The 22263-nt window shown below is 63.2% G+C and carries 18 protein-coding genes and 1 pseudogene; 9 read left to right on the forward strand and 10 right to left on the reverse strand.

Annotated features, from left to right (window positions below; translation table 11 throughout):
- On the reverse strand, window positions 1-5800 hold a 5800-nt coding region (locus X744_RS140925; protein WP_023762915.1), incomplete at its 3' end, for a kinesin.
- 273 nt (window positions 5801-6073) lie between these two features.
- On the opposite strand from X744_RS140925, the gene X744_RS0138840 reads away from it, so the two are divergent.
- From X744_RS0138840 to X744_RS140915, 3 genes are all read left to right on the forward strand, one after another.
- The gene (locus tag X744_RS0138840; RefSeq protein ID WP_031261376.1) at window positions 6074-6442 is read left to right on the forward strand and encodes an Hpt domain-containing protein; all 369 of its coding nucleotides are present in this window, start codon (window positions 6074-6076) and stop codon (window positions 6440-6442) included.
- Between the two features lie 112 nt (window positions 6443-6554).
- Window positions 6555-6875 carry a 2Fe-2S iron-sulfur cluster-binding protein gene (locus X744_RS140920; RefSeq protein WP_023762917.1) on the forward strand — a complete coding sequence of 107 codons (321 nt, stop codon included), beginning with the start codon at window positions 6555-6557 and terminating at the stop codon, window positions 6873-6875.
- 83 nt (window positions 6876-6958) lie between these two features.
- The gene (locus X744_RS140915) at window positions 6959-7993 is read left to right on the forward strand and encodes an NAD(P)/FAD-dependent oxidoreductase (RefSeq protein ID WP_023762918.1); all 1035 of its coding nucleotides are present in this window, start codon (window positions 6959-6961) and stop codon (window positions 7991-7993) included.
- A 47-nt stretch (window positions 7994-8040) separates the two neighbouring features.
- Here the strand turns inward: X744_RS140915 and X744_RS140910 are convergent, their stop codons facing one another.
- Entirely contained in the window at window positions 8041-9516 is a 1476-nt protein-coding gene (locus X744_RS140910) for an MDR family MFS transporter (protein WP_031261377.1), read from the reverse strand.
- Between the two features lie 185 nt (window positions 9517-9701).
- Window positions 9702-10340, reverse strand: a complete 639-nt coding sequence (locus X744_RS140905) for a DUF922 domain-containing protein (protein ID WP_084025766.1) — start codon at window positions 10338-10340, stop codon at window positions 9702-9704.
- Between the two features lie 103 nt (window positions 10341-10443).
- Between X744_RS140905 and folP the strand changes: the two genes are divergently transcribed.
- The 3 genes from folP to folK are packed head-to-tail and all read left to right on the forward strand — an operon-like array spanning window position 10444 to window position 12154.
- Entirely contained in the window at window positions 10444-11295 is an 852-nt protein-coding gene (folP, locus tag X744_RS140900) for a dihydropteroate synthase (RefSeq protein ID WP_023762921.1), read from the forward strand.
- Window positions 11296-11298: 3 nt separating this feature from the next.
- Window positions 11299-11658: a dihydroneopterin aldolase gene (folB, locus tag X744_RS140895; RefSeq protein ID WP_023762922.1), complete on the forward strand. Its 360-nt coding sequence runs from the start codon at window positions 11299-11301 to the stop codon at window positions 11656-11658.
- Complete coding sequence (gene folK, locus X744_RS140890; protein WP_031261380.1) at window positions 11642-12154, forward strand: 2-amino-4-hydroxy-6-hydroxymethyldihydropteridine diphosphokinase; 513 nt, start codon at window positions 11642-11644, stop codon at window positions 12152-12154. Before folB ends, folK begins: the two co-directional genes overlap by 17 nt.
- A 27-nt stretch (window positions 12155-12181) precedes the next feature.
- Here the strand turns inward: folK and X744_RS140885 are convergent, their stop codons facing one another.
- Both X744_RS140885 and X744_RS140880 read right to left on the reverse strand, forming a co-directional pair.
- Complete coding sequence (locus X744_RS140885; RefSeq protein WP_023762924.1) at window positions 12182-12727, reverse strand: DUF924 family protein; 546 nt, start codon at window positions 12725-12727, stop codon at window positions 12182-12184.
- A gap of 14 nt (window positions 12728-12741) precedes the next feature.
- Complete coding sequence (locus tag X744_RS140880; protein WP_023762925.1) at window positions 12742-14577, reverse strand: monovalent cation:proton antiporter-2 (CPA2) family protein; 1836 nt, start codon at window positions 14575-14577, stop codon at window positions 12742-12744.
- 160 nt (window positions 14578-14737) lie between these two features.
- Here X744_RS140880 and X744_RS140875 point away from each other — a divergent pair, with 160 nt between their 5' ends.
- Both X744_RS140875 and X744_RS140870 read left to right on the forward strand, forming a co-directional pair.
- Window positions 14738-15724, forward strand: coding sequence for an AraC family transcriptional regulator (locus tag X744_RS140875; protein WP_031261382.1), 987 nt, complete (start codon window positions 14738-14740; stop codon window positions 15722-15724).
- A gap of 59 nt (window positions 15725-15783) precedes the next feature.
- Complete coding sequence (locus tag X744_RS140870; RefSeq protein WP_023762927.1) at window positions 15784-16992, forward strand: MFS transporter; 1209 nt, start codon at window positions 15784-15786, stop codon at window positions 16990-16992.
- A 90-nt stretch (window positions 16993-17082) separates the two neighbouring features.
- Here the strand turns inward: X744_RS140870 and X744_RS140865 are convergent, their stop codons facing one another.
- The 4 genes from X744_RS140865 to X744_RS140850 form a co-directional block, all read right to left on the reverse strand.
- Window positions 17083-17637 carry a hypothetical protein gene (locus X744_RS140865; RefSeq protein WP_023762928.1) on the reverse strand — a complete coding sequence of 185 codons (555 nt, stop codon included), beginning with the start codon at window positions 17635-17637 and terminating at the stop codon, window positions 17083-17085.
- Between the two features lie 135 nt (window positions 17638-17772).
- Window positions 17773-18882 carry a YcjF family protein gene (locus X744_RS140860; protein WP_023762929.1) on the reverse strand — a complete coding sequence of 370 codons (1110 nt, stop codon included), beginning with the start codon at window positions 18880-18882 and terminating at the stop codon, window positions 17773-17775.
- Entirely contained in the window at window positions 18879-20357 is a 1479-nt protein-coding gene (locus X744_RS140855) for a YcjX family protein (RefSeq protein WP_023762930.1), read from the reverse strand. Before X744_RS140855 ends, X744_RS140860 begins: the two co-directional genes overlap by 4 nt.
- Window positions 20358-20419: 62 nt before the next feature.
- Complete coding sequence (locus tag X744_RS140850) at window positions 20420-20923, reverse strand: histidine phosphatase family protein (RefSeq protein ID WP_023762931.1); 504 nt, start codon at window positions 20921-20923, stop codon at window positions 20420-20422.
- Between the two features lie 332 nt (window positions 20924-21255).
- Here X744_RS140850 and dksA point away from each other — a divergent pair, with 332 nt between their 5' ends.
- The gene (dksA, locus tag X744_RS140845; RefSeq protein ID WP_023762932.1) at window positions 21256-21672 is read left to right on the forward strand and encodes an RNA polymerase-binding protein DksA; all 417 of its coding nucleotides are present in this window, start codon (window positions 21256-21258) and stop codon (window positions 21670-21672) included.
- A gap of 203 nt (window positions 21673-21875) precedes the next feature.
- On the opposite strand, the pseudogene X744_RS140840 reads toward dksA, so the two are convergent.
- Window positions 21876-22263 (reverse strand): annotated as a pseudogene (locus tag X744_RS140840) (hypothetical protein); the annotation flags it as partial.

Below are 22263 nucleotides of genomic sequence, written 5' to 3' on the forward strand. Positions count from 1 at the left end.
GTGCGCGACGCGGCGGCTCGGCGGCGCGTGCGGCGGGCGCTTGCGGCGCCGGGCGCAGATTGCGTGGCTCGGATCCCTCACCATTGCGGGCAGATTTCGCTACGATCTCGGACAGCTCTTTCAGCGCATTGATCTGCTCGGAAACGGCGCGGCGGATGGCCGAGGTCGATTCCTTGGCCTCCTCCGGCATTTCGATAACGCCCTTCTTGAGCTCGGCGCGGGTCAAGTCGAGTTCGCTCTTGATCGAGCCCGCGGTTCGCCGCATCTCCTCGGTCGCATCGGCGAAGCGCTTGGTGGCCGAATCGACGACGTCGGTGATCGCGTTGCGGATCTTGTCGGCCGACTCCATCGTCTTGCCTTCGGCGTTCTGCAGCGTCTGGCCGACGAGATTTTCGAACGAGCGCATAACCCTTTCGAGATCTTCCGACTTCTTGACCAGGCCGACGGCGAGGTCTTCGAGCGACGACTGCCGTTCGAGCGTGTGTTCCAAATTGCTCTGGGCCGAGCTCAACAGGTCCGAAGCACTGGAGAGCAGGCGGCTATGTTCGTCGAACTTGGTGGCGATCGACGCGACCTCGCGCAAGGTGGACGACGACAGTTCCGTCAGCCTTGTCGTGTTCGAATCGACCAGACGCGCTGAGCTGGCAAAGGTCTGCGCGGCCTTCTCGGTGGTGGCGGCGAAACTTTGCGTGCTGCCGCTGAGGCGTTCATCGACCTGGCCAAGATTGACCGCGGCCTGCTCGATCAACTGACCGAGCTGCGAGCTTGACTTGGTCATGCGGCCGATGAGATCGGCGACGCTGTCGGACAGCGACGAGCGGGCACCCTCGACCGCCGACAAGGTCTCGGCGGTACGGCTGGCGAGTGCGTCGACAAGTGCGGCATTCTCGCTGCGCAGCTTCTCGGTGGCGCGTTCGGTGACCGCTTCCATGCTCTTTTGCAGTTCCGAGCCGCCTTGCGCGAAGCGCTCGACCAAAGGCCGTGCCGTTTCGTCGAGGATCTTCGACATTTCGGCCGAACGTGCCGCGAGCATGGTGTTGAGTTCGCGGGTGTTGGCGCCGATCGTCTTGGCGGCATCGTTGGTGCTCTGGCCGATATGCTGGCCAACCGCGGTGAACGTTTCCGCGATGACATTGGCGCGCGAGACGAGTTGCGCCTCGGCATTCGACACCTGCTCGTTGAGCTTCTGGCCCATCGTCTCGGCCGTGTGGGCGAGACGGTTCTCGACGCCAGAGACCTGCTCTTCGACACGGGCGGCCGTAGCCGCAGCGCTCGACGCAAGCCGCTCGTCGGCACCGGCCAGCGCCTGCTCGATTTCACGCGCATGCACGGCCATTTCCTGGCCGGTCCGCCTTGCGCGTTCGGCGACCCGTTGCTCGGTATCGGCAAAGGCACCGACGATGGTCTCGGCGTGCTCGCCGATCGTGGCGGTGCTGTTGGCGATGCGCGACACCAGGCGCTGATCCGCGTCGTCGAAGATGCGGCCGATTTCCGAGGCACGGCTCGACAATGCTTCCGACCCTTCGGCGATGCGCGAGACCAATTGCTGGTCGGCGGCATCGAAGATGCGGCCTAGGTCCGATGCACGGGCGGCAAGCGCTTCGGCCGACTCGCCGATGCGCATGCCGAGCTGCTGGTCGGCGCCTTCGAAATTGCGCAAGATGTCGCCGGCGCGCGCGGCCAGCGACTGGGCCGTTTCGATGGCACGGGCGACCAGCTTTTGGTCGGCTGCATCGAACGTGCCGGCGATCTCGCTTGCACGGGCGGCCAGATGGTCTGCGGTGTCCTGGGCCCGGGCGGTCAGTTGGTCGGCGGTTTCCTGGACGCGGGCGGCGAGCTTCTGGTCCGCCACGTCGAAGGCGCCGGCGATCTGGCTTGCACGAGCAGCCAGCTGGTCGGCGGTTTCATGGGCGCGTGCCAGCAGCGAGCTGGACGTGTCGTCGGCGCGGGCGAGCAAGGCGTTCGACGTATCTTCAGCGCGGGCGTGCAGGCGACGGTCGGCGTCCTCGAAGGTGCGGGCGATGTCTTCGGCCCGTGCCAGCAGGGCGGCGGAGGTCTGCTCGGCGCGCTCGGCGATCTTGCGGTCGGCGTCACTGAACGCGGCACCGGCCTGCTCATGCAACGTGCTGGTGACTTCCAGCACCTTCTCACGCAGGGCGCCGGCGACAAATACGGCGCTCTTCTCAAGTACGCCGCGGATATTGTCGACGCCTGTCGAGAGGGCACGCTCCATGGTGCCCGCGCGTTCTTCGATGATACCCGTCTGACGGTTGAACGCCTGCTCTATCTTCTCGACGTCGCCGGCGATTGCCGCTGAGATATCGGTGCTCCTCGCGGCGATCTGGTCAATGTGGCCCGACAGCGAGCGATCGACGTCCTTGCGGGTCTCGGCGAGCTTGCCAAGATCGTCTTCCAGCGCGCGCGTCAGCATGTTGCGGCCTTCAGAAAGCTTGCCGACATGCCCGGCGATTACCTCATCAATGTCGCTGCGGCTTTCGGCCAGCCTCTGCAGGTCCGCTTCGAGGGCTCGTTTGAGGATGTCGCGGCCCTCGGCCAGCTTTTCCACCTGACCAGCGACCAAACCGTCGATGCTGGAGCGGCTTTCGGCCAGCTTGGCCAGATCGGCTTCCAGCGCGCGCTTGAGAATATCGCGGCCCTCCGCGAGTTTCTCGACCTGGCCGGCGACCAGGCCATCGATGCTGGAGCGGCTCTCGTCGAGCTTGGCGAGGTCGTCTTCAAGCGCCTTCGACAGGGTCGACCGCTCCTGGACAAGCCTTTCCGCGTGGCTGTTGACGAGGCCACCGACGTTCTCGAGATCGGCCTCAAGCGACCTCGACAGGGTCGAACGATCCTGGGCGAGCCGTTCGGAATGACTGTTGACCAGGCCGTTGACCCTGTCCAGATCAGCCTCGAGCGACTTCGACAGGGTCGAGCGATCCTGGGCGAGCCGTTCGGAATGGCTGTTGACCAAGCCGTTGACGCTTTCGAGATCAGCCTCGAGGGCCTGGGCGAACTGTGCCCGGTCGTCGACCAGTTTCTGCGACTGGTCGGCAATGGTGCCCTTGATCGCGTTAAGGTCGGCTTCCAGGGCGCGCCGCAGGATGTCGCGGCCTTCGGCAAGCTTCTCGACCTGGCCGGCGACCAGCCCGTCGATGTTGGAGCGGCTCTCCGCCAGCTTGGCGAGGTCGTCCTCAAGGGCCTTGGACAGGGTCGAACGATCCTGCACCAGCCTGTTCATGTGGTCGGCGATGACGCTGTTCACATTCTGCAGGTCTGTTTCCAGCACCCGCGAAAGCTGGCCGCGATCCTCGGCCAGCTTTTCCGACTGGCTCGATATGACGCCCTTGATCGTGTTCAGATCGGATTCCAGCGCGCGTTTGAGAATGTCGCGGCCTTCGGCCAGCTTCTCGACCTGGCCGGCGACCAGCCCATCGATGCTGGAGCGGCTCTCCGCCAGCTTGGCAAGGTCGGCTTCGAGGGTCTGCGACAGCAGGCTGCGGTCTTCGGCCAGCCGTCCCGAATGGCCTTCGATCAGGCCGCGTATGCCGGACAGATCACTCTCCAGCGAATGGGAAAGCTGCGTGCGGTCTTCCTCCAGTTTGGCGGAATGGGTTTCGATGAGGCTCTTGATGCCGACGATGTCGTTCTCCAACGCCTTGGCGAGCACGGCGCGGCCTTCGGCGATCTTTTCCACCTGACCGGCGACCAGACCGTCGATATCGGCGCGGCTGTCGGACAGTTTGCCGAGGTCGGCTTCCAGGGCGCGCGACAGGATGTTGCGGCCTTCGGCGAGTTTTCCGACATGACCGGCAACCATTTCATCAATGATCGTACGGGCTTGCACCAATTTCCCTGAGTCTTCATTCAGGGCAGCGGAGAGCCTGTTGCGGCCTTCTTCCAGCCTTTCGAGATGGCTGCCGAGCGACGCGTCGATAGCCGCCCGCGATTCATTGACCTTGCGCAGATCCTCTTCGAGCGCACGCGAGATCAGGCTGCGGCCTTCGGCCAGCTTCTGCACCTGGTTCGTCACCGCCGCATCGATGCCGGCGCGGCTTTCGTCGAACTTCGCCAGATCGGCCTGCATTGCCTCGGCCATGCGCTCGCGGCTTTCGGACAGCTTTCTGCTGTGGTTCTCGACGGCTTCCTCGATGCCGACGCGGGCGTCGGCGAGGCGCTGGATGTCGCTGTCGAACGAACGCGAAACGACGTGACGGGCGGCTTCCATGCGCCCGGCGAAGTCGCTGGCGCGGGCTTCGAGCATGGAGGAGGTCGAGGTGACGATGTCGGCCATATCGGCGCCGATCTGGGTCTTGCCTTGATCGATCATCGCCGACAGCGTGTCCTTGCTCTCGGCAAAGGTGTGGGCGATTTCGCGGGCGCGCTCGACCAGTGTCTCGTTGATCTGACGGGCGCGGGCCTCGAGGGCCGCATTGAGCTTCTGCGTTCCGGTATCCAGTGCCTCGGCGCGGGTCTGGAACTCGCTGATCAGCGCCTGGCCGCGTTCGGCGAGCGTGCGTTCGATGCCGTTGAGGCTAGCCTCGAATTCAGAATTGAGGGTGCGCGCGGCGCCGCCAAGCAGCGACACCATGCCGGTGGTGCGATCGTCGAGCAGATCGGTCAACGACCGCGTCAGGCCGTCCGTGGTGTCCGTCAGCTTGGCAATGCGGGTGTCGAGAAGGCTGGCGAAAGCCTCGCCGGAGGTCGACAGGCGGTCGGTGATCGAATCGAGCCGGCCTTCCACAGAATCGAAGATCGACATCGAGCTTTCGTTGATGCGGTCGATGAGCGTGTCGCCAGAATTGGTGATGGTCATCGACAATTTGGTCGACGCATTGAGGATGCTGTCGCGGATGATGTCGGAGGCGGCGCCGATCTCGTCCTTCAGCGTCTCATGCGCGCCGCTGATCGAGGCGCGGACGCGCTCGGCATGGGTGACGACGGCTTCGCGTTCGCTGCCGAGCCCGTCGACCAGCGAACGGATGCGGGATTCATTCTCGGAATAGGAGCGTTCGATCTGGTTGACTTCGCTGTGCACCAGCGTTTCCAGTTCGACGGCGCGGGCAAGCGTGCGTTCGATGCCTTCGCCCATGGCCGCGACCTCGCGGCGAACAGCCTGGCCGATCATCATGACGCGATCCTGGGCAAGGTTTTCCGGCTCCGTCAGGCGGAAGGCCACTTCGGTCATCGACTGGGCGGCCATGCGCATTTCCTGGGCGCGGCGAATCATGGCCGCGAAGGCCCAAAACAGGATGACGGGCACGATCGCCGCAACCGCCAGACCGATCAGCTCCGGACGGGCAAGGAACTGGTCGAGCGTGCGGATCGTCCAGATGCTCGGTCCGAAAAGGACATTGGCCAAGCCGCCGGCGCCGGCGAACCAGGCGAGCGAAACGAAGGCGACAACCCAGTAAATGGTGTTCGAGGCACGCCTGTTGAGGCTGTGCAGGAGCGTTTTGTAGTCCTTCTGGCGATCGTCATTGGCCGGCGAGAAACCCCCGGGCTGGGCACCATTGCGTGTTTCCACGGGGCGCAACTCGGCAGGCTTGGCCTTGGGCGCGGGTTTCGCGGCCTGGCTCTGGGCCTGGCTCTGATTGACGACGGACTCAGGTTTCTGATTGCGTCCCTCACGTGCCAACTCGTCGGCGGCCTGGGAAATCTGCGCTTCCAGATCCTCCATCGAAGCCGCGATGTCGAGGTCGCCGCTGCCGACATCATTGCTGAGGTCGATATCAAGCGCCTTCTCCAGTTCCCTGGCCACGTCGCTGTCGAGAGTTCTCGTCGTCGTTGGTTTCTTTGCCATGCCTTCGCTACCCTGTACTAGCTGCCGCGGGCCTTATAATTCTGTTTGTCGTACCACGCGCAGGAGGCTGAAAATGGACCCCTCGTATCGTAATGACACAGGGGGGTAAAGAAAACATGCATTCCGCGGAATACGTAAAACTTTAAATATAAGGTTAACGCAACCGTGATTTGGGCGCCGTTTTCGCAACATTTTTCGCGGCCATCCATTAACCCGTTGTCCACTGGAATCGCCTAGGTTTTTGGGGCAATCGAAGAAACGGAGTTCGAGTTCATGCGTGGCGAAAGCGGCATTGCCTTCTCAATGCCCGGGGGTGACGTATCCGGATCGAGGCGGTCACGACCGGTCGATTTGGCACACCTTGCCCGACAGACGATGGGCGACCGCAGCCTCGAACAGGAGGTGCTGGCGCTCTTTGTACAACAGGCACTGTCGGTGCGCGACAGAATAGTCGACGCCGACATCAAGGACCGGCTTCTGCTCGCCCATGGGCTCAAGGGCTCGGCACGGGGCGTGGGTGCCTTTGCCATCGCAGATTGCGTCACCGAGATCGAGCGCCGGCCGGAAGACAACCAGACGCTCAAGCAGCTCGGCACCCTGATCGACGAAGTGCGCGATTTCATCGCCGCCATCAGTCGCTGAATCCGACGCCAAACCCGGTTTGCGGAAAAACGTCGCGGGGCGGCGCTTTCGCGCGGCAGTTGACTTGCTCGCCGGAGTGATTATCTCGGCTGCAACTCCCTTCAGGTGACAAATGACCAAGCTGACTTTCATCGCCCATGACGGCACGCAGTTCGACGTGGACGCCGAAAACGGCTCGACGGTCATGGAGAACGCGATCCGCAACGCTGTGCCCGGGATCGAGGCGGAATGCGGCGGCGCCTGCGCCTGTGCAACCTGTCACGTCTATGTCGATGAAGCATGGACGGCTGAGGTCGGCGAGCCGGAAGCGATGGAAGAGGACATGCTGGACTTCGCCTACGACGTCCAGCCGAACTCACGCCTGTCCTGCCAGATCAAGGTGCGCGACGCGCTTGACGGCCTGGTTGTCCGCGTGCCCGCCCGCCAGGGCTGAGACTTTGGTTTTTTGCCGGCCGCTGCTTGGCAGCGGCGGCTTGCTCATGCAGTGTCTCGACAACACGCAGCGGGGCACATCGCATGACCGGCACCATCACCACAGACGTCCTCATTGTCGGGGCAGGGCCCATCGGCCTCTTCGCCGTGTTCGAACTCGGCCTGTTCGACATGAAGTGCCACCTGATCGACATTCTCGACCGGCCGGGCGGCCAATGCGCGGAACTCTATCCGGAAAAGCCGATCTACGACATTCCCGGCTGGCCTTCGATCTCGGCGCAAGGGCTGGTCGACAAACTGCTCGAGCAGATCGCGCCGTTCAAGCCTGACTTCACCTACAACCGCATGGTTTCCAGCCTCGAAAAGCTGGAGGACGGCAGCTTTCGCGTCATCACCGACGAGAACGAGGTGTTCGAGGCCAAGGTGGTGGTGATTGCCGCGGGCGGCGGCTCCTTTCAACCCAAGCGTCCGCCGATCCCAGGGATCGAGCCCTATGAAGGCAAGAGTGTCTTCTATTCGGTGCGCCGGATGGAGGATTTTCGCGGCCACGACCTCGTCATTGTCGGTGGCGGCGACTCGGCGCTCGACTGGACACTGAACCTGCAGCCGGTGGCAAAGAGCGTGACGCTGGTGCACCGGCGGCCTGAGTTCCGTGCCGCGCCCGACAGCGTCAACAAGATGTATGCCATGCAGGAGATGAAGCAGTTGCATTTCCAGGTCGGGCAAGTGACCGGATTGACCGGCACTGAGGGCCAGCTGTCATCGGCCACCATCAAGGGGCCGGACGGCGATGTCGAGGTGCCGTGCACGCGCATGCTGCCGTTCTTCGGCCTGACCATGAAGCTCGGACCTATCGCGGAGTGGGGCCTCAATCTTCACGAGAACCTCATTCCGGTGGATACTGAGAAGTTCCAGACATCGGTGCCCGGCATCTTCGCGGTCGGCGACATCAACTGGTATCCGGGCAAGCTGAAGCTGATCCTGTCGGGCTTCCACGAGGTGGCGCTGATGGCGCAGGCCGCCAAGCGCATCATCAGCCCCGGCGAGCGTATCGTGTTCCAGTACACGACCTCGTCGACCAGCCTGCAGAAGAAGCTTGGCGTGGTGGAAGCTTCCTGAACGCGTCGCTTTGATTCAAATGCAGCCGACGCGCTTCACGTCTTTTGTCAGTCGGCCAGCACCGGAGCCTCGGGATGGCCGCGCAGCGTCTTCTCCGGCATCAGCATCAGCGCGACGAGCGCCATGACCAGCATCGCTGCCGCGGTGATGAAGATCATCACGAATGCCTGTGCCTCGACGGCCGTGCTGGCCGCCTGGGCGCTTTCTCCGGCAAGCGGCAGGCCGTAGCCGAGCGCGACCGCACCAAGGATGGCGACGCCAAGCGCGCTGCCTAAAGAGCGAAGGAAGGTCAGTACGCCGGTGGCGACGCCGAGATGGGCCCGATCGACGGCATTCTGAACCGACACGGTGGCAACCGGAAATGTCGTGCCGCTGCCCAAGCCGATGCACGTCGTCAGAACCTCGACGATCAGCAGGGAAACATGCCCCGCCACAAGGCTGAGTATGCCGAGGCACAGGATGGCGAAGGCCACCCCCATCATCGCGATCCGCTTGTAATGAACGAACCGGGGAATCGTGCGGCCGCTGAATGTCGCACCCGCAACGGTGCCGAGCATGAGCCCAAGCATGGCGGTTCCCGATTCACTGGCCGAAAGCCCGAGGATGGACTGCAAATAGACCGGCAGGTAGACCGCGAGCCCGATATTGGCGGCCTGCAGCAGGAACAATGACAACGTGCCGGCAAGGACGATCGGGTTGCCAAGCACTTCGAGCGAGATCAGCGGTTCGGCTGCACGCAGCAGCCGCAACGCAAACGCGCTCCAGATGACAGCCGAACAGGCGAGCAGCCCGAAGATTTCACGCGACAGCCATGGATATTCGCTGCCACCCCAGTTCAACGCCAGCAACAGCAAGGCGGTGGCCGCGACGAGCAACAATGCGCCGAGGCCATCGATGCGATGGTGCTTTGCTGCGATCGGCAGCTTTCTCAGCGGCTTGTTGATGATGGCCATGGCGATGAGACCAAGCGGCATGTTGATCCAGAAGATCAGCGACCAGTGGAGATGCTCGGCGAAGGTGCCGCCCAAAAGCGGGCCTGCGATGCTGGCGACCGCCCAGGTCCCCGCGATCCAGGCCGAGTAGCGCGCGCGCTCGCGCGGCGGCACAAGGTCACCGATCACGGTCTGCGCCAGCGCAAACAGGCCGCCGCCGCCGGCGCCCTGGATCGCGCGACCGACGATCAGGACCAGCATGTTAGGCGCCATAGCGCTAACCAGTGATCCGGCAAGGAAGATGAGGATTGCCGCGTAAATCGTTGGCCGGCGACCATAAACGTCCGATATCTTGCCATAGAGCGGCGCCATCGCTGTGGCGGTCAACAGGTAACCGGTCACGATCCAGGGCAGATATTCGGCATGGCCGAGCAGGCGCGCCATGGTCGGCATTGCAGGTGCGACAATGGTCTGGTCAAGCGCTGCCAGAAGCATCGACAGGAGTACGCCACCGATGATGGCGTTCTTTTCGCTTTCGCTGAGAGGCGAGTCGGTCTTCACCACCGTCTGCCTGTCGACAGTCTGGTCCATGTCCATTCATCCGTATGCTTGCGACTGGCCGCCATTCAGCCCTTCCGGCGTGTTGACCGCGTTAGCCGCATTGACATATGTCGTCCCGTATAGGCCGATTTCGACCGGTGCTCGAAAAGTTTTCGAAGCTGGCACTACGCTTCAGTGCAATTGGCCTGCGCCGCCATTCAACGCCTCGGCACGGTTCACGTCGGCGGCAGTTTGCCGTTCCCGAAGCGCTCCATCCGGTAGCGCAGCAGCCTGAGGATGCGGCTTTCGAAATTGACGCTTTCGACACGGTCGAACTGGACCTGGGCACGGTCATGCCTGGCCAGAACGGCCGCCGTGATTGCGGCTGCCTTGGCCTTGGCGGCGTCGCAGTTTCTTTGCGGGTAGGTGGCTTCCAGCGCCTCTTCGAGTTCGCGGCCATAGTTCTTCGCGATCTCGACGTGGCGCTCCTCATGTCGCTTGATGTCGGCCGACAAGGTGTCCCAAAACAGCCTTACATCGGCATCGGCCTTGCGTGTCCGGCGCCATTCGGGAAGGATCACCTTCACCTTGACGGTCACCACGGCATCGGCGATCCGGCAGGAGCTCGATGTCCGCGCATAGCTGATGCGGGTGGTGAAGGCCATTTGCGTGGCGCCCGGGTGGCGCGTGCCCGTGCTTTTCACCTCCGGCCCGCGTTTGAAGAGCTGTACCTCGATTTCGTCGAGCGTGCTGCCGCCAACGGCGAAGTAGCTGTACGTCTTGACGAGATTGGCCGCACCCGCCGGGATCGGGGTCATGGCGAGCAGCAGCGCGCCAAGCAGGAGTTGTTTCATGCCAAGCATGGATCGTTTCATTATGTTGCCTCTTCGATCACCTTGCTTTACGGCCGTTGCCGGCGCAACGGAATTGATCCGCTGGGGATCACACATGATTGATGAACTCCATGGTTGATGAGCGATGACGGCCAGGCGGTGGCAGTTGGCGCATGGGCGCCATCTCGAGCTTGGCGGCAAGGCCGTGGTCGTCGGCATCCTCAACGTCACGCCCGACAGCTTTTCCGACGGTGGTCTGTTCGACGCCCCCGAAAAGGCGCTGACCCAGGCACGGCGCATCGTCAGGGAAGGGGCATTGGTCGTCGACATCGGCGGAGAATCGACCCGCCCCGGTGCCGCCGCGGTATCGGCAAGCGAGGAACAGGCCCGCATCCTGCCGGTGATCGAAGCGCTGGCGAGCACCGGCGAGGTGCTGATTTCGGTCGACACCTATCGCGCCGACACCGCGCGGCTTGCGGTTGCCGCCGGTGCGCATATCGTTAACGATGTCTGGGGTTTGCAGCGTGAGCCCGACATTGCGCGTGTTGCCGCCGATACTGGCGCCGGGCTTGTCATCATGCATACCGGACGAGATCGCCAGAAGCTGCCGGACGTGATTGCCGATCAATTGGCGTTCCTGCAGAAATCGCTGAAGATCGCCCGCCAGAACGGTATTGCCGACGATCATATCGTGCTCGATCCGGGATTCGGCTTCGCCAAGGAGACGGCGGAGGAAAACCTCGACCTGATGGCTCGCTTTTCCGAGTTGCATACATTGGGCTTGCCGCTGATGGCCGGTACGTCTCGAAAACGCTTCATCGGCACGGTTACCGGCCGTGATGCGGCCGACAGGGGGGTTGGAACTGCGGCGACCAGCGTCATCTTGCGGCTCAAGGGCGCCGATCTGTTTCGCGTCCATGATGTCGCATTCAACGTGGACGCGTTGGCGCTCGCAGATGCTATGCTGGCGCGTCAAACCGACCGGGCGAGAAACTGAGCGATGTATGTCATCCGCATGAAGAACTGCGCTTTCTTTGCCCGGCACGGTGTGCTGGACGAGGAGGAGAGGCTCGGCCAGCGCTTCTATGTCGATGCCGCTCTCACCGTCGATCCCGGCCGGGCGCTTGTCGAGGATTCCATTGAGGACACCGTCAACTACGGCATTGCGTTCACGGTGATCGAAAGGATCATCACCGGGCAGCGTCGCTTTCTGATCGAGTCGCTGGCGCTCGAAGTGGCCCGTGCGCTGACGGCGCGTTTTCCGCAGATCAAGAAAGCCGAAATCACGGTGCGCAAGCCGAACGCTCCGGTGCCCGGCGTGATCGATTACGTCGAGGTGACCGTTGTCTGGCCCGAATAGTACTGTCTATCTCAGCCTCGGCGGCAATCTTGGCGACCCGGCAAAATCAATGGGCGCGGCATTGCGCATGCTGGATGCCGATGCAGACACGCGTGTCACCGGCGTCTCCTCGCTTTATCGCACACCGCCCTGGGGCAAGCTCGATCAACCCGACTTTCTCAACGCGGCCGCGGCAATTTCCACCGGGCTTGCTCCGCGTGCCTTGCTCGACCTCTGCCTTGATGCAGAGCGCAAGCTGAAGCGCGTACGCGAGGAGCGCTGGGGGCCGCGGCTGATCGACATCGACATTCTGGTTTTCGGCGAACGCGTCATTCACGAGACCGGGCTGGAGGTGCCACATCCGCGCATGCTGGAGCGCGCCTTCGTGCTGGCGCCGCTGGCGGAGATCGCGCCCAGCCTGGTGGTCAGCGGTCGCAGCATCGCGGACCGGCTGGTCGCCGTCGACACCTCTGGCATCGAGCGATTGTCGTCCGGCCGCGATTGGTGGTTGGCCTGACATCCAAACGAGGTGGCAGCCGAACTTTCAGCCCGAGAATCCGCCGCCGTCCAGGAACGACTGCTCCCGCGGGGTGGTTTCGCGGCCAAGCATCCTGTTTCGGTGCGGAAAACGGCCGAAGTTCCGAATGATATCGCGGTGTTCGACGGCATAGCTGAGATAGGGTTCGGCCCGGGCCTGGGTCAGATCGACCGATATGTGCTGGTCGGCGAGCAGTTCCGAATGCTCGTACGGCAGATAGAGGAAAACGCGGACTTCTACTTCGAGCGCCAGATCATGACCGGCCGCGATCGCCTTTGCGGCAAAATACCTGGCGAGCGGGTCGGTCGCGTACATATGGCCGGTGCCGCGAAAGCAGTTCCGCGGAAACTGGTCGAGCAGGATCATCAGCGCCAGCGAGCCTTCGGCATGCTCCAGCCAGCCGTCGCATTCACGCCGCGCTGCTGCGTAATGCAGATCGAGAAAGCGGTCGCGGAAGTCGGCATCGAAGGCCTCGTTCTTCTCGAACCACGCGTCCTCGCCGGCATCGCGCCAGAACTTGGTGACCGACAGGGCTCTGCTGTCCAATTCCATGCCTAATTCCTTGCTCAGTCGGCGGGTTCGGGTTTGTGCAGCACGCCAGCCGTCTCTTCGTTGAGCGCCTGGCCAGCGCGGCGCGGCGTGGAGAGCGGCGTCGGAATCGGCGTGCCGATATTGCCTTTTAGGAAGCGCTGTCCGGCGCGGACGCCTTCAGCCAGTTGCGTCTCGAAACGGGCGGTGTCGCGGCGCCGCACGTCCTCGATCACTTCGGCGACGTCTTCGGGATCGACACCAAGCGATTCCAACGCCGAGCCGCCAAAGACCAGCGCCGACTCGAAGGTTTCACGCAGCTGGTAGTCGACGCCGGCGCGAATGAGCTGTAGCGCGGTGCCGCGGTCGAAGGCCCGCGCCAGCACCGTCAGAAGAGGAAACTCGGCCTTGACCAGCTGCGCGATGCGGACGGCGGCATCCGGCTTGTCGACGCAGATCAGTACGGCGCGCGCCCGACCGGCGCCGGCGGCATGCAGGATGTCCAGCCGGGTGCCGTCGCCATAGTAGACCTTGAAGCCGAAATCGGCCGCCGCCTGGATCATCTCGACCTCATTGTCGATGATCGAGACGTCGATGCCGCGCAGCAGCAGCGGCTGGCTGGCGATTTGCCCGAAGCGGCCGAAACCGATGATCAGCACGCTGCCGGTCAGGCCATCGGCGACATCGACGCCGTCGAGCGATTGTTCGTCGCGCGGCGTCAGATAGCGCAGCGCGATGATCGCCAGCGGTGTCAGCACCATGGAGATGATGACGATCGCCGTGAGCGTCGCGTTGGCGTTGCCGTCGATGATACCGACCGCCGCCGCGGACGAGTAAAGGACAAAGGCGAATTCGCCGCCTTGCGCCATGAAGACCGCGCGCTCCAAGGCTTCGCGATGACCTGACTTCAGGATGCGGGCGACGATGTAGATGCCGAACGCCTTCATCACCATGTAGGCGACGACATAGATGGCGATCAGCCGCCAGTTCGCGGCGACCACATGCAGGTCGAGTGACATGCCGACCGCGAGAAAGAACAGGCCGAGCAGGATGCCGCGGAACGGTTCGATGTCGGCTTCGAGCTGATGGCGGAAGGTCGATTCGGACAGCAGCACGCCGGCCAGGAAGGCGCCCATCGCCATCGACAGGCCGCTGAGCTGCATGGCGAGCGCGGACCCGAGAACGACCAGAAGTGCTGCCGCCGTCATCACCTCGCGGGCACGGGCTTCCGCCAGGATGCGGAAGAATGGATTGAGCAGATAGCGGCCGGCCACTACCAGGCCGACGATCGCGGCGAGGCCGATGCCGACCTCCGTCAGCCGCTCCGACAGGCTGGTGTCGGCCCCACCGGGCGCCAGGAACGCGATCAGTGCCAGCAGCGGCACAATGGCCAAATCCTCGAGCAGCAGGACCGATACGATGCGCTGGCCTTTCGGCGTGGCGATTTCGCCGCGCTCCTCGAGAAGCTGCATGACGATCGCCGTCGAGGTCAGCACGAAGCCGGCGCCGGCTACGAAGGATTGCGCGATCGGAAATCCTCCCGCCACGCCGACGCCGGTCAGCAGAAGCGCGCAGACGCCGACCTGCAGGGCGCCGAGGCCGAAAATCTCGCGGCGCAGGCCCCACAGCCGCGACGGCTGCATTTCCAATCCGATGATGAACAGGAACATCACCACGCCGAGTTCGGCGACGTGAAGAATGGCTTCCGATTCGGAAAAGACGCCGAGACCGAACGGACCGATCACCACACCGGCGGCGAGATAGCCGAGGATCGAGCCCAGTCCCATGCGTTTAAAGATCGGAACCGCGACGACACCCGCGGCAAGCAGCGCCACCACCTGAATAAGCTCGCTGCCCGATGCTTCCGCCGCCATGCCTCTTTTCCCTGTGTCTGACAGCACTCCTTGCATGCACCGGGAGCGGGAGGCAAGGGCACAAAGCTTGACAGGAAGGGTAGGTGCCGTTGACGCGATTTCCTTGGTGGAACAGCGGTCTCCGCTTGCCTGCCGGACGTTCGGCATCTATATCAGCCATATGCCTGACTATTCGTCCCGCCCGTCGTTGCCGCACATCCCGATGGACGCGCTTAGCGAAGTTCTGCAAGACTTTCGCTTGAGTGGTGTCAACTATGGCCGCTGCGAGCTCCGGCATCCATGGAGCATAGACTTTCCGCAACAAAAGCTGCTTCGTTTCCATTTTGTCGGCCATGGTCCATGCTGGATTCATACCGAAGCGCAAGGCTGGCAGGAGTTGCGCAATGGCGATCTGGTGCTGCTGCCGCAAGGCATCGCCCATCGGTTGGCGAGTGCGCCGGATGTTGCAGGCGACTCGCTCCAGGGTTGCCAGGTGATCGAGTTGGGGGGCAACGTCTGCGAGGTGGTGCGGGAAGGAACGGGCGCGACGAGCACCCTTTTCTGCGGCTCCATGACCTTGGGCTCCTGTGCGCTTAACCCATTGATCTCGTTGATGCCGCCTATCATCAAGGGTTGCGACGTGGCTGGCAATGACTCGGTCGTTGGTCCTTTGCTGGCGGCCATGACGGCGGAGGCCGCACATCCGCAGATGGGCAGCGCCACCATCTTGTCGCGTATGGCGGACTTGCTGACAGCCCGGCTCATCCGCTGCTGGGTCAATTGCTCGGGAGCCTCGACCACGGGTTGGCTCGCAGCCATCCGCGATCCCCATATTGGCCGCGCGCTGGCAGCAATGCACCGAGAACCCGGCCGTAACTGGACGCTGGAAAGCCTCGCCGGCGTGGCAGGCCAATCGCGCTCGATTTTCGCCGAGCGCTTCAGCGCTGTATTGGGGGAGGGTGCTGCACGCTACCTCGCTCGCCTGCGTATGCAGCTTGCCCGCGAGTTGCTGGAGCAAAACGGCTTGTCGGTTGCCGAAGTCGCTACCCGTTTGGGCTATGATTCCGAGGCATCCTTCGCTCGCGCGTTCAAGCGCATCACCAATGTCTCGCCGGGCGTTGTGCGTCGCACAATTTCCGGACGAATAGACATGAATTTCGGATTTTGAGATACATATCATCCGGAAGGACTCGTCTATGAAGATCTCTAAACCTTGGAGATCCTTCAGTGACTGACACAACATTACAGCTTGAAGATGCCGCGATTGGCCTTGATGCCGACGCGCCGGTCGCGTGGAGCGCGGCCACCTGGTTCGCGGTCCTTTCATTGGCGGCCACCAGCTTTGCCCTTGTATCAGCCGAATTCCTGCCGGCAGGTCTGTTGACGCCAATGGCGCGTGATCTCGGCATCAGCGAGGGGACGGCTGGACAGGTCGTCACCGCCACCGCCTCCGTCGGCGCCGTGACGGCCATGTTGAGCAATGTTCTCATCGGCCGATTGAACCGCAAGACGGTGCTGGTTGGCCTCATGGCCTTGGCGGTCGGTTCCAATATTCTTGCAGCGTTGGCGCCCAATTTCTGGCTGTTGTTGCTAGGCAGGGCCGGACTGGGGATTGCTCTCAGCGCTTTCTGGGCACTTTCGGTTGCTGTCGTTGCAAGGCTGGTCGGCGCCAATGCGACAGGTCGAGGCATGGCTATCGTCACCCTCGGGGTCTCGCTCGCCACCATTGCCGCGCCCTCGATGGGTGCGTTGATCAGCGACTGGCTGGGATGGCGCAGCGCCATGGCCATGACGGCGGGGCTGGCCGTGATTGCCATGCTTTTGCAGTTGCTTAGCCTGCCGACCTTGCCTTCAGCAGCAAGCAACAGTCTTGCAGACGTATTTCGGCTGACACGGCGGCGTGGTATTCAACTCGGCATGCTTGCCATTGTCTTGCTGATGACAGGGCATTTTGCTGGCTCTGTCTATGTGCGTCCCTTCCTCGAACAGGTGACGCTCCTTGCAACCGGGCCAATTGCCCTGGCTCTGCTCGGATTTGGCATCGCCGCCGTGATTGGCAATATTGCCGGCGGCCGCATGGCCGACGCCAATATCCGCATTGCTCTCGTGGTGACCGCCGCGTTGATGGCGTTTGCGGCGCTGGCATTGGTGCTTTGGGGCGTGCACATCGGCGTTGCCTTCGGGTTCGTTACACTTTGGGGCCTCGCCTTCGGCATGGGGCCGGTGGTGCTGCCGACCAATCTGTCGCGTGCGGCGCCTGATGCGCTGGAAGCGGCGGGTAGCCTGATGGTCGTCTCTTTCCAGGTTGCCATCACGGTCGGCGCGGTTGTCGGTGGTTATGTCGTGGACACCTATGGTGCCACGGCGCCCTTGACTCTGACCGCTGTCCTTGCGGCGGCGACGGCCCTGCTGGCGCTGCTACAGCCTCGCGGCTGAACCTTGCTCTAGCTGACCTAAACTAGCTGTTAAAATGAGGCGGTGACCATGGGATCGCCGCCTCTTTTGCTTTCAGCGATCGACGATTTATCAGTTCGGCGCGATGGAGCCGACTTCCACGGCGTCGACGCGCTTCAGGCTCATGCCGATCACCGGCACCAGTTGGTCGTCGACGCGCACCGCAATGGTCACCGTCATCGAATTGTCGTTGGGGATGCGGGCCTGCATGACGCCGCGCAACTGATTGCGGTTGATCGTGAAGACCACCTTGTGGGGATCGACCACGTTGCCGCCGATTATGTCGAGCCCGGAGCCGCTCGCGCCGCCCATGAAGCTGCCCTTGTAGCCCTCGCGGCCTTTACGTTCGATCTTGGCCGACATCTGCTGGGTGAACATGCCGACACGGCAGCCGCCGTCGAGCGACATGCCGACCTTGCCGTCGGGCGTTGAGCCGGTGAAGCTGCAGTTGAATTTGGTGCCCTTGTACTTGCCGGCGACGATTTCGCCGGGACCGATCCATTTGCCTTCGGCCGACTGGAAGAATTGCTTGTCCGGCTCTGCCGAGGCGGCCGCTCCGGCAATGCCGACGACTGTAGTGATCACGGTTGCCAGGGGCAGGAGGCTGGACAGAATTACACTTTTCATCGACGACACCCGGCAACAAAGAGGCTGTTTGGAACCCGTCTGACCATGAACAAGATTGGTTAATGCTTCGTCACTACGGTGCCGCCACAAAGCAGTCCGGTAACAATTCCGAAGGTCCAAACGCTCCGGCCCGGCTCACTTGCCAGGCGGGGCAGTTTCACCGCCTTTCCTGGTGGCAAACGATGTCAGCGCGGAGAGGAAATCGCCCAGTCCGGGACGCTTCGCCGCGCTGAAGGGCAGGGGGCGCGCCGTTTCCATCGCCGCGATGCCGATGCGCGCCGTCATCATGCCGTTGACGACGCCCTCGCCAAGCTTGGCCGAAAGGCGCGCCGCCAGGCCGTGGCCGACGATTTGCTGGACGAAACTGTCGCCGACCGCGATCGAGCCGGTAACCGCCAGATGCGCCAGCACGCTGCGCGCCAGGCGGAAGAAACCCAGCGTTCCCGGCCGTCCGCCATAGAGTTCCGACAGGCGGCGAATGAGCCGCCCGGCCTCGAACACGACATAGGCGACGTCGACGAGTGCGCGCGGGCTGACCGCCGTCACCAGCGAGACGCGTTTGGCGGCCTCGAGAATCATCACCTTCGCCCTGGCATCGAGGGGGCCGAGAATCTCGGCTTCGGCCAGGCGCACCAGATTGCCGCCGTCGATGATTTCGCCGCGCAGTTCGGCCAGCGCGCGCCGGCCGGCCGCAGTCTCGGGTTTGGCCGCGACAAAGGCCGACAATTCGTCGACGACCGATCGTGCTGCCTTGGGATCGTCACGCGCGATCGCATCGAGCGCCCGCTTCTGCAGTTTTTCGACCTCGGCGAGGCGGGCGATCGCCAGGAATTCGCGAATCAGGATCACCACAAGCGCCAGCACGGCGATGGCAGCCATGCCCGCGGCCAGCCAACCCAGCCATTCGGCGCGCGCGAAGAGGTCGCGTATGAGCTGGTCGGTCCACAGGCCGACGGCCAGCGAGACCAGGACGCCAAAAGCGCCGAAGAAGATGCTGCCGAGCAGTGAGCGTTTTCTGGGGGCGATCGCTGGTGGCGGCTCTGCGGCGATGATGTCGGGCTCGTCGAAGACGTCGACTTCCGCCGGTATGATCATCGCGACATCGGTTTTCATCGCGCGGGGTTTGCGCTGGGTGTCGGTCTGGGCACGAGTTTCGGCCTGGGCGTTGCGCGGCTCAGGGGCCGATTGCCTCGATGTGGCTTCCGGCTCGATGCGGAATGCTGCCGGCTTGCGGGGCGCGGTCATGCCAGATGATCTCCGATCAGGAACTGCAAGGCACGGTCGAGCCTGATATGCGGCAGCGACAGCGTGACACCTTCGGCCGTGCGTTCGAGCTTTGGTGGACGGAAACGGACGAAGCGGATTGCCGGGTCCGCAGGGTCCTGCTTGTGATCGGGGCCCGAAACATCGAACACCGCATCAATTTTCTCCGGTAAGTCACCAGGAAATATGGCTGTTTCCGTCTTTCCATCAAAGGTTTCGCCATTGATCCTCTCGTCGGCGATCGGCGTGCCGATGATGACCGGCAACGTCTCTCGACCTTGCTTGACGGTGCCTTCGCGGGTCGCGCGCATCGCTGCCATGGCGACGACATTGACATCGGCGCCGGTGAAATTCGCGCGCGCCACCGCGCGGTCGGCAAGCCGCCGCACGATCGCCTGCAGGCGGTCATGGCTTTCGTGGTGCAGGTGATCGGCCTTCGTCGCGGCAACCAATATGCGGTCGATGCGCCGCGAGAACAGGTCGGCGAGGAAGCTGCCCCGGCCGGGACGGAAACAGCTGAGAATCTCGGTCACCGCGCGCTCCAGGTCGGCCATGGCGCCGGGACCGGCGTTCAGCGCCTGCAAGGCGTCGATCAGCACGATCTGGCGATCGAGGCGGGTGATGTGTTCGCGGAAGAACGGTTTGACGACATGCGTCTTGTAGGCCTCGTAACGCCTGTCCATCATGGCGTGCAGCGACCCGGGTCGCGGACGCTTGTCGCCAATCCCTGCCAGGGGCGCGAAGGTTAGTGCCGGCGAGCCTTCGAGATCGCCGGGCATCAGGAAACGGCCGGGCGGCAAGGTCGAAAGCGCCCGTTCGTCGAGCTTGCACGCTTTCAGATAAGCGGCGAAGCTCTCAGCCAGGCGGCGCGCCGCCATCTCGTCGGCATCGGCATTCGGATCGATCTCCGCCGACAGCGCCCGCCAGGCCCGCGACAGGTCCTCGCGCACAGGCAGGACGGCCATTTCGAAGGCTTCGTGCGAAAAATCGGCGAAGGATTTGCCCAGCAGCGGCAGATCGAGCAACCATTCGCCGGGATAGTCGACGATGTCGATCGACAGTCTGCCGGAGGAGAACAAACGGCTCCAGCCTGAGGCCGATTCATATTCGATAGTCAGCCGCAGTTCCGAAATGGCGCGCGTGGAATCGGGCCAGGCGCGGTCGCTGACCAGCGCGGCGATGTGATCCTCGTACTGGAAGCGCGGCACCGCGTCGTCCGGCTGCTGCTCGAGGAAGGCGCGAGCGATACGTCCTGATTTCTGCGCGGCAAACAACGGCAGGCGCCCGCCATGGATCAAATTGTGGACAAGGGCCGATATGAACACAGTCTTGCCCGCGCGGGACAATCCGGTCACGCCGAGGCGCAACGATGGAGAAAAAAGCCCGGTGGCGCGTCCCGACAGCGTGTCGAGGGCAATCCTCGCCTCGTCGGTGAAGGTGGTCAGCGATGATGCCAAAATGTGATCTCTCGGGCTTGCTTGTGTCCGATATAGGCCCTGCAAACAGGCTTTGAAATGGCTCAGAGATCGGCCGGAGTCAGGAACGCTTCGAGATAGCCGGTGCCCTGGGCGGCCTTGGCAAGATCGCCGTCAAAGCGGACGACCGCCAGGCCCGAGGTCGGGAACCCATGGTTGAGCGTTGCCCGTGCCGTCTCGTCGCCGTCGCCCGAAACCGCCATGGCGAGATCCTCTGTCATCGGATTGTGGCCGATGACCAGCAACGAACCCGATCCGCCATTGTCGCGGATGAGATGGAGGTAGCCGGTGGCGTCCGCGCTATAGAGCGTGTCGAAGAACAGGACCCGGCCGGTGTCGGTCTGGCCGGCCAGGCCTTCCAGCGTCTCCTTGGCGCGTTTGGCATTGGAGCACAGCGTCAGGTCCGGAACATAGGAGCGGGAGCGCATGGCGGCGCCCATCGTTTCGGCGTCGCTGCGGCCCGATGCATCGAGCGGGCGATCGAAATCGCGCATGCCGGGCAGTGCCCAGCCAGCCTTCGCATGTCGCAACAGATACAGCCTGCTCACCCAACCTCCGAATGCCGAAGCCTCCCAGGATTAGCCACGAGAACGGCATTGCGCACAATGGCCCGTGTTCCTCGACTACAGCGAATCACCATGCTGCGGCGCAGCAAAAGGTGGTTGGCCTGGGTCGAAAAGCACAGGCGATATTGCGACAGCATGTTTTACCGGATCCAAAGTGTCACAGCGAAGTTTGGTGTCAAAACGAGCGTACGCCCCCGCAAAGGCGCGCGCCGGCGCGCATTAACAATTGCGTGAGACAGCGGCCGATTGCGCTTGTGCAGGCGTCGGACGGCGAATATATAGGCGCCAAATTTGGGGCAGTTTGGGTGAGTCGAATGAACGACATCGTTACCGCCGATTACACACCCTCCGAAGACGAGCCGTTCATGAACGAGCGGCAGAAATCCTACTTCCGCTCAAAGCTCGTCACCTGGAAAAACGACATATTGCGCGAAGCGCGCGAAACACTGGAAATCCTGCAACAAGAAAACGCTAACCACCCCGATCTAGCCGATCGCGCCTCTTCGGAAACGGACCGCGCCATCGAACTCAGGGCCCGCGATCGTCAGCGCAAGCTCATCGCAAAGATCGATTCGGCCTTGCAGCGCATCGACGAAGGCACTTATGGCTATTGCGAAGAGACCGGCGAGCCGATCGCGCTGAAGCGGCTCGATGCGCGTCCGATCGCGACGTTGTCGATCGAAGCGCAGGAGCGGCATGAGCGCCGCGAAAAAGTCTACCGCGACGACTGAGGGTCGAGGCCGGCGGCGCACAACCAGCCGCCATGATTGACGTTGAGTTTGAAATGGCCGGTTTTCCGGCCATTTTTGTTGGCACGTTCAAAGCGGTCGAAATCTACAACCGTCGAAGCGCAGGCCCTGATTCTTAAGCCCCCGAAAAGGGGTCCGGCAGTCGAACCGGGTACGATTTTCGCGCGGGATGGCTCAGCGGCCGCTCATCGCTTCTGGCTGGAGAGTTCGCCGAGAAGCTTGGTCATTTCATCATCGAGCGACTGCGGTTCCTTCGCCGCCGGTTTGCCGGCCGGGCCGGCCGAACGGGGCTGATCGAGCGATACTTCGAGTTCCCTCATCAGCGTGTCGTCGATGCTGTCCTGCGCAGGTGGCGGCGGTGGTGCATTCCGGGCGACATTGGCAGGCGCGGATCCGTAGGCGGGCAGCGGCGTGATATTGGTCGGCTGGTAGCTTTGCGCCGCCGGCCTCGGCGCAGGTGCCGGTGCTGTTTGGCGTGGGCGGGCCGGCGGCACCGCATTCACCGGCTGCGGAGCGGGTGCCTGTCTCGCCGGCGATGGAGCGGGTTGCGGCGGACGCGGCCTTGCCGCCGGG

Source organism: Mesorhizobium sp. LNHC252B00 (assembly GCF_000502955.1).
Taxonomy (GTDB): domain Bacteria; phylum Pseudomonadota; class Alphaproteobacteria; order Rhizobiales; family Rhizobiaceae; genus Mesorhizobium.

What these genes read in the sequence shown, in the direction of transcription:
- X744_RS0138840 (WP_031261376.1), top strand. Translation starts at nt 6,074, where the DNA reads ATGCGTGGCGAAAGCGGCATTGCCTTCTCAATGCCCGGGGGTGACGTA.
- X744_RS140920 (WP_023762917.1), top strand. Translation starts at nt 6,555, where the DNA reads ATGACCAAGCTGACTTTCATCGCCCATGACGGCACGCAGTTCGACGTG.
- X744_RS140915 (WP_023762918.1), top strand. Translation starts at nt 6,959, where the DNA reads ATGACCGGCACCATCACCACAGACGTCCTCATTGTCGGGGCAGGGCCC.
- X744_RS140910 (WP_031261377.1), bottom strand. Translation starts at nt 9,516, where the DNA reads ATGGACCAGACTGTCGACAGGCAGACGGTGGTGAAGACCGACTCGCCT.
- X744_RS140905 (WP_084025766.1), bottom strand. Translation starts at nt 10,340, where the DNA reads ATGAAACGATCCATGCTTGGCATGAAACAACTCCTGCTTGGCGCGCTG.
- folP (WP_023762921.1), top strand. Translation starts at nt 10,444, where the DNA reads ATGACGGCCAGGCGGTGGCAGTTGGCGCATGGGCGCCATCTCGAGCTT.
- folB (WP_023762922.1), top strand. Translation starts at nt 11,299, where the DNA reads ATGTATGTCATCCGCATGAAGAACTGCGCTTTCTTTGCCCGGCACGGT.
- X744_RS140885 (WP_023762924.1), bottom strand. Translation starts at nt 12,727, where the DNA reads ATGGAATTGGACAGCAGAGCCCTGTCGGTCACCAAGTTCTGGCGCGAT.
- X744_RS140880 (WP_023762925.1), bottom strand. Translation starts at nt 14,577, where the DNA reads ATGGCGGCGGAAGCATCGGGCAGCGAGCTTATTCAGGTGGTGGCGCTG.
- X744_RS140875 (WP_031261382.1), top strand. Translation starts at nt 14,738, where the DNA reads ATGCCTGACTATTCGTCCCGCCCGTCGTTGCCGCACATCCCGATGGAC.
- X744_RS140865 (WP_023762928.1), bottom strand. Translation starts at nt 17,637, where the DNA reads ATGAAAAGTGTAATTCTGTCCAGCCTCCTGCCCCTGGCAACCGTGATC.
- X744_RS140860 (WP_023762929.1), bottom strand. Translation starts at nt 18,882, where the DNA reads ATGACCGCGCCCCGCAAGCCGGCAGCATTCCGCATCGAGCCGGAAGCC.
- dksA (WP_023762932.1), top strand. Translation starts at nt 21,256, where the DNA reads ATGAACGACATCGTTACCGCCGATTACACACCCTCCGAAGACGAGCCG.